Origin of the sequence: Pseudomonas sp. NFPP24 (assembly GCF_900112095.1) — a bacterium.
Lineage (GTDB): Bacteria > Pseudomonadota > Gammaproteobacteria > Pseudomonadales > Pseudomonadaceae > Aquipseudomonas > Aquipseudomonas extremorientalis.
In genome coordinates, this window is record NZ_FOKD01000003.1 from 411,875 (window position 1) to 427,103 (window position 15,229).

Genomic DNA, 15,229 nt, shown 5'->3' on the forward strand with positions numbered 1-15,229 from the left:
ATGGGCCGGATTGGAGCATGGGGGCCAGGGGCTGTCTGTCACCCTAAACCCGGACATCCGAATGGATAGACCGGGCTTGGCTGATGGTTCATTGCTGAAACGATTAAAGAGCTGTAGGACATTGGCTATATCTGGCCGATGCTTTTTTGTGCGAACGCTTTCTAAAGATAATATTTTACTTATCTATCAAAGAGTTACTTAAACCTAAAAATCTCCATTGGCTATTCGTAGTGGGAATTACCTCTCAGAAACGTCGAATTAATGACGTGGTTTTTATGGCAGGTTATGTCCCTCGTTTCCGCTACATACGTAGGACAAATCCACTGGCTAAATACACTTTCGAATACCGACTCTGGTGTGTGAGCAACGGATCGCCCCGCAGAGGCCCAGAGGGTCTGTACACGGTTTTCGATATCAAGGATGAGAAGGCTATGAGTTTGACCAGCAGTATTGCCAACACCCAAAGCCCCCATTTCTACGCCGAAATGGGCGAGTTGATTGCCAGCAGTGGCCACCCGGGCTTTGCCGCCCACATGCTGCACCTGGTGGACAAGTGGGTGCCGATCCACCTGGTGGATCTGAGCGAATGGACCCTCGACGAGCTACGCGACCGTGTGCTCGATATCAAGCTGCTGGGCAGCGCCGGCCAGACGCAGGACCTGCCGCCCCTGGCCCTGAACTCCATGGACGACCATCCGCTGTTGCGCGAAATGCTCGGCATGCAGGACCCGCTGCTGATCCAGTTGAAAGCCAAGGCCAACAGCACAGACCCGCGTGACACCTCACACCAGTGCAATCTGGTGTCGCGCCAGGGCAACCGGCGCTGTGTGATTTCGTTTTATCGCCCGCCGACCCAGCGCGGGTTTTCCCTGGCCGAGTTGTCGTTTCTCAAGTGCCTGTCGGACACCCTGCTGCCGTTGATCGAGTGCCACGCCCAGAGCCTGCGCCAGGCACCGCACACCGAGGTCGAACCGGCCCACACGTTGCTGGAGCAATCGCAATTGCAACGTGAGTTCTACAAGCGCCTGTCCCTGGGCGACATCACCTTGTCGGCGCGCGAGCAAGAGGTGTGCCTCGGCTTGCTGACCGGCGGCACCGTGCCGCAGATCGCGGAGAAACTCAGCGTGAAGAACAGCTCCATCGAAACCTACCTCAAGCGCGCCGCCGCCAAGTTGGGCGTGAGTGGAAGGCACGGTCTGGCCAAGTGGATGGTGGGCGCCTGATGCATAAATTGAGTACCTTTGCGATGGCCTGGATGCTTGGCGGCTGTTCGCTGATCCCGGACTACCACCGGCCTGCGGCGCCCGTGCCTGCGCAGTATCCCCAGGCTGGCGTGTATGCGCTGGCGCAGTCCGGCACATCGGACTGGCAGCAGCTGTTCCACGACCCGGCGCTGCAAGGGTTGATTGGCGATGCGCTGGTCAATAACCGCGACTTGCGCGTGGCTGCGTTGAACGTCGAGGCGTTCCAGGCGCAGTACCGTATCCAGCGTGCCGATCTGTTCCCGGCGGTGTCCGCTACCGGCGCCGGCCAGCGTCGGCGTGTGCCCGGGGACGTGACCGGCACCGGCAAGGCCGCCATCACCTCCAGCTATTCCGCGACCCTGGGCATCAGCGCCTATGAGCTGGACCTGTTCGGCCGCATCCGCAGCCTCAGCGAACAGGCCATGCTCTCCTATCTGGGCACCGAAGAGGCGCGGCGCAGTGCTCAATTGAGCCTGGTCGCCAACGTCGCCAATGCCTACCTGACCTGGCGTGCCGACCAGGAATTGCTGGCCCTGGCGCGGCAAACCCTGGTGGCCAACGAGCATAGCCTGCGCCTCACCAGCCGCAGCAAAACCGCCGGCAAAGCCTCGGCGCTGGACGTGGTGCAAGCCACCACCAGCGTCGAAAGCACCCGCGCCAGCGTGGCCCGTTATGAGCGCCAGGTCGCCCAGGACCTCAACAACCTCGCCCTGCTGGTGGGCGGCCCGGTGGACGAACAATTGCCGTCGCGTCCACTCGCCGCCGACCTGGTGGCCCGCGTGCCGGCCGGCCTGCCCTCGGACTTGCTGCAACGCCGCCCGGATATCCTCCAGGCCGAATACCAGTTGCGCGCCGCCAACGCCAATATCGGCGCGGCACGTGCAGCGTTTTTCCCGTCGGTGAGCCTGACTGCCAACGCCGGCAGCGCCAGCACCGAACTGTCGGGGCTGTTCAAGGGCGGCTCGGGCAGCTGGACGTTCCAGCCGCAGATCAACCTGCCGATCTTCAACGCCGGCAGCCTGCGCGCCAGCCTCGACTACGCCAAACTGCAAAAAGACATCGGCGTGGCGCAGTACGAAAAATCGATCCAGACCGCCTTCCAGGAAGTCGCCGATGGCCTGGCGGCGCGGCAGACCTATACCGACCAGTTGGAGGCGCAACGGGATTTCGTCGCGGCCAACCAGCAGTATTACAACCTGGCCGAGCATCGCTACCGCAGTGGCGTCGACAGCAACCTCACCTTCCTGGATGCGCAACGTACGTTGTTCAGCTCGCAACAGGCGTTGATCGTCGACCGCCTGGCGCAACTGGTGGCGGAAGTGAAGTTGTATACAGCGCTGGGCGGCGCGTGGGACGTCAGCGCAAGCCCGACTGCCGCAGCCGATACTCCCCCGGCGTCACCCGCGCATACCGAAGGAAAAACCGGCTGAAATACGCCGGGTCCTTGAAGCCCAGCTGGTAGCAGATCTCGTTGGCGGAACTGCCGGTGAACAGCAACAGGCGCTTGGCTTCCTGCATCACACGTTCCAGGATCAGGCGCTTGGACGGCAGGTCGGCCAGGCGCCGGCACACCTCATTGAGGCGCGCCTCGGTCACGCCAATCCCCTCGGCGTAACGCGCCAGCGGCCAGTGCTCCAGATAGTGGGCCTCGATCAGTTCATTGAAGCGATGGAAGATGCGCAGGTCTTCGTGCCGGGTCGGGCGCGCGGGCAGTGAGTGGACGCATAGGCGCAGCAGGCGAATCATGATCAGGCGCGTGAGGCTGTCCAATGCGGCGGCGCGCCCTGCCCGCTCGGCGTTGATCTCATCGTTGAGTTCTTCGAACAGCTGATCCAGGCCTTGGTCACCTGCGTTCAGCGCCACGCAGGCTGCGCCGGAGGCCAGGCTGGGATCGGCGTCGATCAATCCCCACACCAACTGCTGGCGCACGGTCAGCACATGCCCATCGGCATCCGCCTCGGTGACAAAGGCGTGGGGCACCGTGGGCGGCGTGAGGAAGAACATCGGCCCGGACTCCACGAACTGGCGGTCATCCAGGTACACCCGTACCGCGCCGCTTTTCACATAATGCACCTGGAAAAACCGGTCATGCCGATGCACGGGCATGTTGCGCCCGAAAAAACCCGCCAGGTTGCCGAGCTTGTCGTAATGCACCTCGGCATCGCTGTAACGCTGGTCGTAGACCTGCCCGATGTTGATGTTGGGGATCGGCTGCACGGTGCCCTCTTCTTGTTGTTTTGATGCTGCCTGATTTTGCCACGCTTGACGGTAGTTAACATATTAATTATAACGTTAACACATTAACGAACTGCCTATGCAGCAGTCGCCACCGCCAGGAGAAACGCATGAGCCGTACCCTGCATGATGTTGCCAGCGGCACCCTGTTCGGCGTTGCGCTGAACTACCAGGGCCTGCTGGACCAGCATCTCGCCGCCTTCCAGCAGGCGCCCTACCAGAAGCCGCCGAGCAAGCCGGTGCTGTTTATCAAGACCCCGAATACGCGCAACGAGCAGGGTGGCGTGGTGCTGCACCCCCAGGGTGAGCGCCTGCAACCCGGCCCCGCTCTAGGCGTGGTGATCGGCCAGCTCGCCAGTCGTGTCAGCCTGGAAAATGCCATGGCCCATGTGGCCGGCTATGTGGTGGTGAATGAATTCAGCCTGCCGGAAGACAGCTACTACCGCCCCGCCGTGAAAGCCAAGTGCCGCGATGGTTTTTGTGTCCTCGGACCGCAGTTGATCCCTCGGGACCAAGTCGCCAACCCCGGTCAACTGAGCCTTAAGCTGTGGGTAAACGGCGAACTGCGCCAGGAAAACACCACGGCGAATTGGGTGCGCGATATTGCGCAACTGCTCGCCGAAATCAGCGAATTCATGACCCTGCTCCCCGGCGATGTGCTGATCACCGGCACCCCCGAAGGCCGCGTGGATGTGCTGCCGGGCGACAGGGTAGAAGTCGAGATCGACGGCGTGGGCCGTCTGCTCAATCACATTCAAGCGGAGACTCAAGCATGAAACACGCCCGTATCCGCTTTGAAGGTGACGTGCACGCCGTACAGGTGCAAGCCGACAACGCCGTGCGCCTGAGCGATGGTCGCCTGCTCGCCGAAGACCAGGTGCAATGGCTGCCACCGGCCACCGGCAGCATGTTCGCCCTGGGCTTGAACTACGCCGACCACGCGGCTGAACTGGCCTTCACCCCACCCACCGAACCCCTGGCCTTCATCAAGTCCGTCGGCACCTACACCGGCCACCGCCAGGTCACTTGGCGCCCGGACGACGTCGCCTACATGCACTACGAGTGCGAACTGGTGGCGGTGATCGGCAAGACCGCGCGCAACGTCAAGCGCGCCGACGCCCTGGACTACCTGGCCGGCTACACCGTGTGCAACGACTATGCGATCCGCGACTACCTGGAAAACTACTACCGCCCCAACCTGCGCGTGAAAAACCGCGATGCCACCACCCCGGTCGGCCCGTGGATCGTCGATGTGGCCGATGTGCCCGACCCGGGCAACCTGACCCTGCGCACCTGGATCAACGGTGAACTGCGCCAGGAAGGCAGCACCCGCGACATGATTTTCGACATCCCGTACCTCATCGAATACCTGTCCAGTTTCATGACCCTGCAACCCGGCGACATGATCGCCACCGGCACGCCCGAAGGCCTGGCCGACGTGGTGCCCGGCGATGAAGTGGTGGTGGAAGTCGAAGGCGTGGGCCGCCTGGTCAACCGGATTGTCAGCGAGGCGGAGTTTTTCTCCGCCCGGAAAGAGGCGTGAGCAGCATGATCAAACACTGGATCAATGGCCGTGAGGTCGAAAGCAAAGACACCTTCATCAACTACAACCCGGCCACCGGCGAGGCGATTGGCGAAGTCGCCAGCGGCGGTGCCGAGGAAGTGGCCCAGGCCGTAGCGGCCGCCAAAGCGGCATTCCCGAAGTGGGCCAACACCCCGGCCAGGGAACGCGCACGCCTGATGCGCAAGCTCGGCGAACTGATCGAACAGAACGTGCCGCACCTGGCCGAACTGGAAACCCTCGACACCGGCCTGCCGATCCACCAGACCAGGAACGTGTTGATCCCCCGCGCCTCGCACAACTTCGATTTCTTCGCCGAAGTCTGCACGCGCATGGATGGCCACAGCTACCCGGTGGACGATCAGATGCTCAACTACACCCTGTACCAGCCGGTGGGCGTGTGCGGGTTGGTGTCGCCGTGGAACGTGCCGTTCATGACCGCCACCTGGAAGACCGCGCCGTGCCTGGCGTTGGGTAATACGGCGGTGTTGAAGATGTCGGAGCTGTCGCCGCTGACCGCCAATGAACTGGGGCGCCTGGCGGTGGAAGCCGGGATTCCCAACGGCGTGCTCAACGTGATCCAGGGCTACGGCGCCACCGCCGGTGACGCGCTGGTGCGGCACCCGGATGTGCGTGCCATTTCGTTCACCGGTGGCACCGCTACCGGCAAGAAGATCATGCAGACCGCCGGCCTGAAAAAATACTCCATGGAACTGGGTGGCAAGTCGCCGGTGCTGATCTTCGAGGATGCCGAGCTTGAGCGCGCCCTTGATGCGGCGCTGTTCACCATCTTCTCCCTGAATGGCGAACGTTGCACCGCCGGCAGCCGCATCTTTATCCAGGAAAGCGTCTACCCGCAGTTTGTCGCCGAATTCGCCGCCCGCGCCAAACGCTTGATCGTCGGTGACCCGCAGGATCCGAAGACCCAGGTCGGCTCGATGATCACCCAGGCCCACTACGACAAGGTCACCGGCTATATCAGGATCGGTATCGAGGAAGGCGCCACCCTGCTCGCCGGCGGCCTGGAACGCCCGGCCAACCTGCCGGCGCACCTGAGCAAAGGCCAGTTCATCCAGCCGACCGTGTTTGCCGATGTGAACAACCGGATGCGCATTGCCCAGGAAGAAATCTTCGGCCCGGTGGTGTGCCTGATCCCCTTCAAGGACGAAGCCGAGGCCCTGCAACTGGCCAACGACACCGAGTACGGCCTGGCCTCCTACATCTGGACCCAGGACATCGGCAAGGCCCATCGCCTGGCGCGCGGGATCGAAGCCGGCATGGTATTTATCAACAGCCAGAACGTGCGCGACCTGCGCCAGCCATTTGGCGGGGTGAAAGGTTCCGGCACCGGGCGTGAAGGCGGCCAGTACAGCTTCGAAGTGTTTGCCGAGATCAAGAACGTGTGCATTTCCATGGGCAGCCATCACATTCCGCGTTGGGGTGTTTAACCCCCGCCAAGGCGCTCCAACAACAATAATGAACCTGGAGAATCATCATGGGCGAAGTGGTCCTGGCAGCGAAGATCTGCCACGTGCCGTCGATGTACCTGTCGGAACTGCCCGGCAAGCATCACGGCTGTCGCGAAGCGGCGATTGCCGGTCACAAGGAGATCGGCCGGCGCGCCCGCGAATTGGGCGCCGACACGGCGGTGGTGTTCGACGTGCACTGGCTGGTCAACAGCGGTTACCACGTCAATTGCGGCGAGCGGTTCCAGGGCACCTACACCAGCAACGAGCTGCCGCACTTCATCAAGAACATGGAATACGCCTACCCCGGCTGCCCCGAGCTGGGCGCGTTGATCGCCGCCGAGGCCAACCTGGCCGGCGTGCGCAGCATGGCCCATGACATCCCGAGCCTGGAGCTGGAATACGGCACGCTGGTGCCCATGCGCTACATGCACATGGACGTGCCGGAGGATGAGAAATTCAAGGTCATTTCCATCGCCGCCTGGTGCGCCTGGCACCGCCTCGAAGACAGCTTCGCATTCGGTGCCGCCGTACGCCGGGCAATTGAAAAGAGTGACCGCAAGGTGCTGGTGCTGGCCTCAGGCTCCTTGTCGCACCGTTTCTCGGACGACCGCCAGGCGGAGGCGAATATCCACACCTGGACCCGCGAGTTCGACAAGCAAGTGGACCTGCACGTAGTGGAGATGTGGAAGCAGGGCCGCTTCAAGGAGTTCTGCGCGATGCTGCCGGACTACGCCGAGCACTGCTTCGGCGAAGGCAAGATGCACGACACCGCGATGCTCCTGGGGCTGCTCGGTGGGCCGGATTACGCCAGGCCCGCCGAGATCATCACGCCGCCGTTCGGCAGTTCGGGCACCGGCCAGGTCAATGCGATTTTCCCCCTGTAGAACCGGGAGCACCCCATGCCGCACTTTATCGCCGAGTACACCGACAACCTCGAACCACAGGCCGACCTGCCCGGTCTGTTTGAAAAAATCCACCGCGTGCTGGGCGACAGTGGCGTGTTCCCCCTCGGGGGTATTCGCAGCCGTGGCGTACGCCTGGACACCTGGCGCATGGCCGATGGCAAGCACGACTACGCCTTTGTGCACATGACCCTCAAGGTCGGCCATGGCCGCGACCTGGCCACGCGCCAGGCAGTGGCCGAAACGGTGTTCGCGGTGATCACCGCGCACTTTGCCGAGTTGCAGGCGCAACGTTTGCTGGCGCTGTCATTCGAGATGGTCGAGCTGCACCCGCAACTCAATTTCAAGCAGAACAATGTGCATGCGTTCCTGAACAACCCGGCGGGGTAAAACCCGCTGCTCTCCTCACGGCCTCTCAGACAAAAAGTACAACATCATGAGCACAGCCCACTCCACCGCCAGCCGCGTGCTGGCCGAGCACGACCGTACCCATCGTTCAGTGACGTGGCGCCTGCTGCCGCTGTTGCTGGTGTGTTACCTGTTCGCCCACTTGGACCGCATCAATATCGGCTTCGCCAAGATGCAGATGAGCAGCGACCTGCAGTTCAGCGACACGGTCTACGGCTTCGGCGCCGGGCTGTTTTTCATCGCCTATGCGCTGTTCGGCGTGCCGAGCAACATGGCCCTGGACCGCGTCGGCCCCAGGCGCTGGATCGCCAGCCTGATGGTGGTGTGGGGCCTGTTGTCCACCGGCATGCTGTGGGTGGAGAGCGCCCGTGGTTTCTATGTGCTGCGCTTTTTGCTGGGGGTGGCCGAGGCCGGTTTTTTCCCGGGCATCCTGGTGTTTCTCAACCGCTGGTACCCGGCTCGCCGCCGCGGCCAGGTCACCGCGTTGTTCGCCATCGCGGTGCCCATGGCCGGGGTGTTGGGCGGGCCGTTGTCCGGGGCGATCCTCGAACACTTCCACGATGTCGGCGGGATGCGTGGCTGGCAGTGGATGTTCCTGATCGAAGGCCTGCCCGTGGTGCTGCTGGGGCTGGTGGTGCTCAAGTGGCTGCCGGACGGCTTCGACGCGGTGCACTGGCTGACCGCCGAGCAAAAACACCAGTTGCGCGACCAACTGCGCAGCGAGGAACAGCGCAAGACCATCACCTCGTTCGGCGCCATCCTGCGCGACCCGCAGGTATGGCTACTGGTAGCGGTGTACTTCGCCGTGATGCTGGCAGTGAACACCCTGGCGTTCTGGATGCCCACCCTGATCCACGGCGCCGGCATCGGCCGCGACAGCCAGGTCGGCCTGCTCAGCGCCGTGCCCTACCTGGCCGGGTGCTTCTTCATGATTGGCTGCGGGCGTTCCTCCGACCGCCATCGCGAACGCCGCTGGCACCTGTGCGTGCCACTGCTGATGGCGGCGGTCGGGATCGCCGTGGCCGGCCTGGCGCCGGGCAATCCGCTGTTGGTGATGGGCGGGCTGGTGGTTGCCGGCATGGGCGCCAGTGCCGCCCTGCCGATGTTCTGGCAACTGCCACCGGCGTATCTATCCACCACCACCCAGGCCGCCGGCATTGCCATGATCAGCTCCTTCGGCAGCGTCGCCGCGTTCCTCGCGCCGTACCTGATCGGCTGGATGCGCGACGCCACCCAGAGCGCCAGCCTGGCGCTGTACGTACTTGCCTTGTTCATCGCCCTCGGCGGCCTGCTGGTGCTGCGCACCCACGCCGCCATCGTCAACCCAGACTAGAGACCGTTGCCATGCTCGACTCCCAGCAGATCCTTGATGCCGCCCTCCGCCTGGACCGCGCCGAACGCAGCCGCGAACAAGTGCGCCAGTTTTCCCTCGACTATCCGAATATCACGATCGAAGATGCCTACACCATCCAGCGCGCCTGGGTCGCACTGAAGATCAAGGGCGGGCGCACTCTCAAAGGCCACAAGATCGGTCTCACCTCACGGGCCATGCAGGTCTCGTCGAACATCACCGAGCCCGACTACGGCGCCCTGCTCGATGACATGTTTTTCGACGAAGGCAGCGACATTCCCTTCGAACGCTTCATCGTGCCGCGAGTGGAAGTGGAGCTGGCGTTTATCCTCGGCAAACCGCTCAAGGGGCCCAACTGCACGGTGTTCGATGTGCTCGACGCCACCGAGTGGGTGATCCCCGCGTTGGAGATCATCGACGCGCGCATCCAGCAGGTAGACCCGCAGACCAACGCGACGCGCAAGGTGTTCGACACCATCTCCGACAACGCCGCCAACGCCGGCGTGGTGCTGGGTGGCCGTGCCGTGCGGCCGACCGAGATCGACCTGCGCAAGGTGCCGGCGGTGCTGTACCGCAATGGCGTGATCGAAGAGTCCGGCGTGTCGGCGGCGGTGCTCAACCACCCGGCCAAAGGCGTGGCCTGGCTGGCGAACAAACTGGCGCCGTATGACGTGACCCTGCTGCCGGGGCAAGTGATCCTCGGCGGCTCCTTCACCCGACCGGTCGCGGCCCGCCCTGGCGATACGTTCCATGTCGACTACGACCTGCTTGGGTCGATTGCCTGCCGCTTCATCTGAACCCTGGAGGATTGCCATGGACCTGCCCATCAACCGCTTCAAACAACGCTTGCACAGTGGCGAGGTGCAAATTGGCCTGTGGCTCGGCCTGGCCGACGCCTATTGCGCAGAGTTGGCCGCCAATGCCGGTTTCGACTGGCTGCTGATCGACGGCGAACACGCGCCCAATCACCTGCACGGCATGCTCGGCCAGTTGCAGGCCATCGCGCCCTACGCCAGCCAGGCACTGATCCGCCCGGTCATCGGCGACAGTGCATTGATCAAGCAACTGCTGGATATCGGCGCCCAGACGCTGCTGGTGCCCATGGTGGAAAGCGCCGCCCAGGCTCGTGACCTGGTGCGTGCCATGCGGTACCCGCCCCAGGGCCTGCGCGGTGTGGGCAGTGCCCTGGCGCGTGCTTCGCGCTGGAACAGCATTGCCGGTTACCTCGACCGGGCGGATGAACAGATGTGTCTGCTGGTGCAGATCGAAAACCGCGAAGGCCTGGCGAACCTGGATGAAATTGCCGCCGTCGAGGGCGTGGACGGTGTGTTTATCGGCCCGGCGGATTTGAGTGCGTCGCTGGGGCACCGGGGCAATCCCGGGCATGCGGATGTGCAGGCGGCGATCGAGGATGCGATCACACGCATCGTGCAGTCGGGCAAGGCGGCGGGGATACTCAGCGCAGATGAAAACCTGGCGCGGCGCTACATTGAGCTGGGCGCGACCTTTGTCGCGGTGGGCGTGGATACCACTGTATTGATGCGTGGGTTGCAGGCGCTGGCGGGGAAATTCAAAGGCACGCCCACGGCCGGCCACAGTAGTGGCGTCTACTGAGATCTTATGTGGGAGGGGGCTGGCCCCGATAGCAGTGGTTCAGCCAAACATCTGGTGACTGACACACCGCCATCGGGGGCAAGCCCCTCCCACATTTTGCTCGGTGGGGACTCAGCTGTTACCTCAGCGGTTGATGTTCTTCAAGTCATCCAGCAGACCCAGCAGGGTCTGCAACTTCTCTTCGCCAAACTGATCCTGCAACCGCTGGTAGTTGGCCTCCATGCACTGGCTCATCGACTCGAAGCTGGCCTTGCCCTTGTCAGCCAACGTCACCAGTACCCGGCGCTGGTCCTGCTCGGCCTTGCGCCGGTGCACCATGCCGGCGGTTTCCATGCGCACCAGCACGCCGGTCATACTCGGCTTGAGGATGCAGGCCAGTTCCGCCAACTGGTAAATCTCCAGTTCACCGTATTGCTCGAGGATGCGGATGATCCGCCATTGCTGTTCGGTCAGGCCGTGTTCATTCAGGGACGGACGGAAAAAACTCATGGCGGCTTCGCGGGCTTGCAGCAAGGCCAGGGTCAGGGATTGTCGAGGTTTGGACATAGGGATCAGGGTCACGAAGTATTTAGTTAATAATTTAACGAAACTCTAACATTCCCTGCCGGCGAGCGCGCTATAACTTGTCGAGCGCACCGCCCATGGCGCGCTGAATCAAATGCCTGGGCACGCAGGGTCAAGACTTCCATCCTGCCATGGCCCCTAATGGAGGCATCCGCTTCAGAGCCTTCCTTCACTTTTTCAGGCTGCGCCATGATCAACATCGAAACCCCTACGTATTACACCGCCACCAAGAAATACAACCTTAGCTTCCCCACCCTGGAACAGGACATCGACGCCGACGTGGTGGTGATCGGCGGCGGTTTTTCCGGCATCAACACGGCCCTGGAACTGGCGGAAAAAGGCATCACCAACATCGTGGTGCTTGAAGCGCGCTACCTGGGGTTCGGCGGCACCGGCCGCAACGGCGGGCAGATCATGGCCGGTATCGGCCATGACCTGGAGAAGATCAAGAAGGACGTGGGCGAAGACGGCCTGCGCCAGGTGTTCGAGATCAGCGACCTGGGCGCAGACATCATCAAGAACCGCATCGCCAAGTACAACATCGACGCAGACTTCTGCCACGGCTACGGCTACATGGGCTTCAATGCCCGCCAGGAAAAAACCCTGCGCGCCTGGGAAAAGGACTTCAAGTCGATCAACAGCCAGCACGAAATCCGCTTTCTCGGCGGCGCCGACGTGCAACAGATCATCGGCTCCAAGGCCTACAGCAGTGCCCTGCTGCACATGGGCGGCGGACATGTGCATTCGCTCAACCTGCTGCTGGGCGAAGCCACCGCGCTGGCCGGTCATGGCGTGCGGATTTTCGAGAACAGCCCGGCGCTGGAAGTCAGCTACGGCGAACGCATCACCGTGCGCACCGGCCGTGGCTCGGTGCGCGCGAGCAAGCTGCTGTGGGCCTGCGACAGTTTCCTCAACAAGCTGGAGCCGGAGCTGCACCGTTCGACCATCAACACCTACGCGTTCCAGATGATGACCGAGCCGTTGTCAGAGGAGCTTATCCAGCGCATCAGCCCGATTCGCGGGGCCTACAGCGATATTCGCCCGGTGATCGATTACTACCGCGTCACCCAGGAAAACCGCCTGTTGTTCGGCGCGGCCACACCCTTGGTAGAGCATATTCCCGGTGACCTCAAGGCCTGGAACCGTCGACTGATGCTGAAGATTTTCCCCTACCTCAAGGACGTGAAAATCGACCTGGCCTGGGGCGGCCCCATGGCGTGCAGCCCCAACCTGTTCCCGCAGATCGGCACCTTGCCGGGGCGCAGCAACGCGTTTTTCGTGCAGGGCTATTCCGGTTTTGGCGTGACCCCGAGCCACATCATCTGCAAGGTCCTGGCCGAAGGCATGAGCGAAGGCTCGGCGCGCTACGACCTGGTCAGCTCGATTCATCGCCCGACCATCATCGGAAAGGACGCGATCCGCCCCTTGCTGCTGACGGCGGGCAAATCCTGGCACCAGCTTTCCGGTTACTGGAACGGGCGCCGCTAACCGCATTATTTACTCAACTGGAGAACTGCCATGCCCCTTACCACCCTCAAGCATAACGTCCAACTCTCGGAACTCGACCCTTGGGGCACCGTGGCCGACCTCGGCTCCGAGATCCTCGAAGGCCAAGTGCGTGCTTTCGGCAAGATGACCTTCGGCGCGCCCACCGACCCGGTCAGCAGCGCTTACTTCGGCACCACCCAGGGCAAGTTCCGCATGGTCTACCCGTTCGCCGAGCAGGCCACGGTGGTCACCGGCGAAGTGCTGCTCACCGACGAATCCACCGGCCAGTCCACGCGCTACAAGGCCGGTGACAGCTGGTTCGTGACCAAGGGCACGCCGGTGTTGTGGGAAGTGCTCAGCGAAAGCTTCGTCAAACATTACTTCGCCGTCGTGTAAGGGAGGGGTTGGCATGACAAGTTCTCCCGACTGGATCACCGTAGGCGCACTGGCTGACGGTTTCGCCCCGGACGCCTTTATCCTGCCCAACCTGGCCGAGCTGGCGGGCCAGGCCTTCACCTTGTACTTCGCCAATGGCTGGCAGATCGAGCATCGTTTCGAGCAGGAACGCCTGGCCTGGCACGCCACCGATGGCCACTCCAGCGGCAACGCGCCTTACCGCGCCACCTCGATTCGCCCGGGCCTGTACCTGGTGGACTTCATCAAGCACGAGGCCGGGCCTAGCTGGTCGATCAGCCTGGTGCTGGACACACCGAACGCCTCGTTCACTGCCGTGATCGGGCGCCTGCCGGATCAGGCCCAGACCCACGAAGGCCTCTACCACCGCGCCCTGGCCGGCAAGCCGCTGAGCTCGGTGGAGGTCGACTTCCTCCACGGCAGCCTCGACCGCCCGTGGCAGGCCGGCCACTGCCTGCATGCGCCCACCGCCGAACTGGTGGGCCTGCGCAACCAATACCGCTACAGCCCCAGCGAAGTCTACGAGCACATCTACCTCAACGAGCGCTTCTACGCCTGGCAATGCCTCAAAGGCGTGGAGCAAGGCCTGTGCGACACCGACCGCTGCCATTACTACAAGATCGCCGACCAGCTGTACCTGTTCGTGTGGCAGGAGAAGATCGTACCGACCCTCGGCCTGGTGCTGATCGACCTGCAGCAGCACCGCAGCGACGGCAAGATTTTCGGCTATGCCGGTGCATCCTTCGATGCGCTGTCGAACTTCCCCATCAGCTCGTATTGCCAGGTGCTCAACCGCACGGAGTACCCCGAAGACTGAGCCGCGCACGGTCTAAATGTGGGAGGGGGCTTGCCCCGATAACAGTGTGTCAGTCACCACAGGCTTGGCTGAACCACCGCTATCGGGGGCAAGCCCCCTCCCACATTTGATCTCCTTTGTTTTGAAGATCCCGTTTATGCCCCCACCGCCTGCATCCGGCTTGAGCGGAAATCCTTCGGCGACACCTCGAACTGCTTCTTGAACGACCGGCTGAAGTGCGCCGAGTCGGTAAAGCCCCACTTATAGGCAATCGAGGTGATCGACTCGCTGCGCAGGCACGGGTTGGTCAGGTCATCCGCGCTGCGCTTGAGCCGCGCACGCTGGATGTAGCGGCACACGCTGTCGTCCTGTTCTTCGAACAGACGGTACAGGTGGCGCACCGAGATATTCAGCCGGTTGGCCAGACCGATCGGGCTGAGCCCCGGCTGGCTCAGGGATTCATCGATGACCTTCTGCACATAGCTGCGCAGGTTACTGCCCTGCAACGCTGCCAGGCCCTCGCGACACTCGTCGCCCTGCTCCAGGGCCGAACCCAGCAGTGACACGAAGGCCGTTTGCAGCGCCTCCACTTCACCCGCGCCGTCTGCGGTGTCGTCCTTGCACAGTTGATCCATCAGCACATGCAGCATGCGTCCGCAGGCTTTGGTCGAGGAGATCTTGGCGAAAGCCCGTGCGTCGCCGCCCAGGTGCTTGCACACCTGCGGGCGCGAGAGTGACAACGAGGCGTGTTCGATCAAACCGAAGGGGGTGATTTCGATGGAGCCCACCGAGTCCATCAACAACATCTCGCCAGGCGCCAGGTGCAGGGTCTGGCCGTTCTGCGCGATCTGCGAATAGCCGCTGCGCTGGCTGACCAGGAAACAGTCCTGGTCGTTGTCATGGTCGGCGTGGTGCGCCGGGCGTTTGATCAGCCCGGCATTGGTGCGCAGGATGGCCACGCCGCGCGGCAAGTCTCGGATCTCGCCGATGAACAGCGAGCGGTTGAACGCCAGTTCCGTCTCGAAATAACCGCACGCCGCGCGCAGCTCGCGGTTCCAAGTGTCCAGCCCGTCGTGTGCATGCTGTGGGATGCTCATGGGGTGTCTCCGCAATGGCTTCTTTTTGTTGTTCTGATGCAATAGTTAACATGTTATCTATATGCACGCAACAACAACCTGTGTAC

At 62.7% G+C, this 15,229-nt stretch carries 16 protein-coding genes; 13 read left to right on the top strand and 3 right to left on the bottom strand.

Annotated features, from left to right (window positions below):
• The first annotated feature begins 431 nt into the window (after positions 1-431).
• Entirely contained in the window at positions 432-1,223 is a 792-nt protein-coding gene (locus tag BM026_RS08725; protein WP_093513005.1) for a helix-turn-helix transcriptional regulator, read from the top strand.
• Complete coding sequence (locus tag BM026_RS08730; protein ID WP_093528105.1) at positions 1,223-2,674, top strand: efflux transporter outer membrane subunit; 1,452 nt, start codon at positions 1,223-1,225, stop codon at positions 2,672-2,674. Before BM026_RS08725 ends, BM026_RS08730 begins: the two co-directional genes overlap by 1 nt.
• Here BM026_RS08730 and hpaA read toward each other — a convergent pair.
• Complete coding sequence (hpaA, locus tag BM026_RS08735; protein ID WP_093528108.1) at positions 2,601-3,461, bottom strand: 4-hydroxyphenylacetate catabolism regulatory protein HpaA; 861 nt, start codon at positions 3,459-3,461, stop codon at positions 2,601-2,603. The genes BM026_RS08730 and hpaA overlap by 74 nt on opposite strands.
• Positions 3,462-3,589: 128 nt before the next feature.
• On the opposite strand from hpaA, the gene BM026_RS08740 reads away from it, so the two are divergent.
• The 8 genes from BM026_RS08740 to hpaI are packed head-to-tail and all read left to right on the top strand — an operon-like array spanning position 3,590 to position 10,784.
• Entirely contained in the window at positions 3,590-4,255 is a 666-nt protein-coding gene (locus BM026_RS08740; protein ID WP_093528111.1) for a fumarylacetoacetate hydrolase family protein, read from the top strand.
• A complete protein-coding gene (locus BM026_RS08745; protein ID WP_092244541.1) occupies positions 4,252-5,022 on the top strand; it encodes a fumarylacetoacetate hydrolase family protein in 771 nt (256 codons plus the stop codon). The genes BM026_RS08740 and BM026_RS08745 overlap by 4 nt, the downstream gene beginning before the upstream one ends.
• 5 nt (positions 5,023-5,027) lie before the next feature.
• The gene (gene hpaE, locus BM026_RS08750; protein WP_093124948.1) at positions 5,028-6,488 is read left to right on the top strand and encodes a 5-carboxymethyl-2-hydroxymuconate semialdehyde dehydrogenase; all 1,461 of its coding nucleotides are present in this window, start codon (positions 5,028-5,030) and stop codon (positions 6,486-6,488) included.
• A 47-nt stretch (positions 6,489-6,535) separates the two neighbouring features.
• Positions 6,536-7,393, top strand: coding sequence for a 3,4-dihydroxyphenylacetate 2,3-dioxygenase (hpaD, locus tag BM026_RS08755; protein ID WP_092244538.1), 858 nt, complete (start codon positions 6,536-6,538; stop codon positions 7,391-7,393).
• Between the two features lie 15 nt (positions 7,394-7,408).
• Positions 7,409-7,801 (top strand): tautomerase family protein, encoded by a 393-nt coding sequence (locus BM026_RS08760; protein ID WP_092244535.1) that lies wholly within the window; start codon positions 7,409-7,411, stop codon positions 7,799-7,801.
• A 46-nt stretch (positions 7,802-7,847) separates the two neighbouring features.
• Entirely contained in the window at positions 7,848-9,152 is a 1,305-nt protein-coding gene (locus BM026_RS08765) for an MFS transporter (RefSeq protein ID WP_092244531.1), read from the top strand.
• 11 nt (positions 9,153-9,163) lie between these two features.
• Positions 9,164-9,967, top strand: coding sequence for a 2-oxo-hept-4-ene-1,7-dioate hydratase (gene hpaH, locus BM026_RS08770; RefSeq protein ID WP_092244528.1), 804 nt, complete (start codon positions 9,164-9,166; stop codon positions 9,965-9,967).
• Between the two features lie 16 nt (positions 9,968-9,983).
• The gene (hpaI, locus tag BM026_RS08775) at positions 9,984-10,784 is read left to right on the top strand and encodes a 4-hydroxy-2-oxoheptanedioate aldolase (RefSeq protein ID WP_093528115.1); all 801 of its coding nucleotides are present in this window, start codon (positions 9,984-9,986) and stop codon (positions 10,782-10,784) included.
• 123 nt (positions 10,785-10,907) lie between these two features.
• On the opposite strand, the gene hpaR is transcribed toward hpaI, so the two are convergent.
• Positions 10,908-11,330, bottom strand: a complete 423-nt coding sequence (gene hpaR, locus BM026_RS08780; protein ID WP_092244522.1) for a homoprotocatechuate degradation operon regulator HpaR — start codon at positions 11,328-11,330, stop codon at positions 10,908-10,910.
• Between the two features lie 207 nt (positions 11,331-11,537).
• Between hpaR and BM026_RS08785 the strand changes: the two genes are divergently transcribed.
• From BM026_RS08785 to BM026_RS08795, 3 genes are read left to right on the top strand one after another with little or no spacing between them, the layout of a single operon-like run.
• Positions 11,538-12,836 carry an NAD(P)/FAD-dependent oxidoreductase gene (locus BM026_RS08785; protein ID WP_093124456.1) on the top strand — a complete coding sequence of 433 codons (1,299 nt, stop codon included), beginning with the start codon at positions 11,538-11,540 and terminating at the stop codon, positions 12,834-12,836.
• Positions 12,837-12,866: 30 nt separating this feature from the next.
• Positions 12,867-13,232 (top strand): cupin domain-containing protein, encoded by a 366-nt coding sequence (locus BM026_RS08790; protein WP_093124459.1) that lies wholly within the window; start codon positions 12,867-12,869, stop codon positions 13,230-13,232.
• 13 nt (positions 13,233-13,245) lie between these two features.
• Positions 13,246-14,067 carry a molybdenum cofactor biosynthesis F family protein gene (locus tag BM026_RS08795; protein WP_093528118.1) on the top strand — a complete coding sequence of 274 codons (822 nt, stop codon included), beginning with the start codon at positions 13,246-13,248 and terminating at the stop codon, positions 14,065-14,067.
• Positions 14,068-14,201: 134 nt separating this feature from the next.
• Here BM026_RS08795 and feaR read toward each other — a convergent pair whose 3' ends face one another.
• On the bottom strand, positions 14,202-15,143 hold the full coding sequence (gene feaR, locus BM026_RS08800; RefSeq protein WP_092244508.1) for a transcriptional regulator FeaR: 942 nt from the start codon (positions 15,141-15,143) through the stop codon (positions 14,202-14,204).
• Positions 15,144-15,229: the final 86 nt, after the last annotated feature.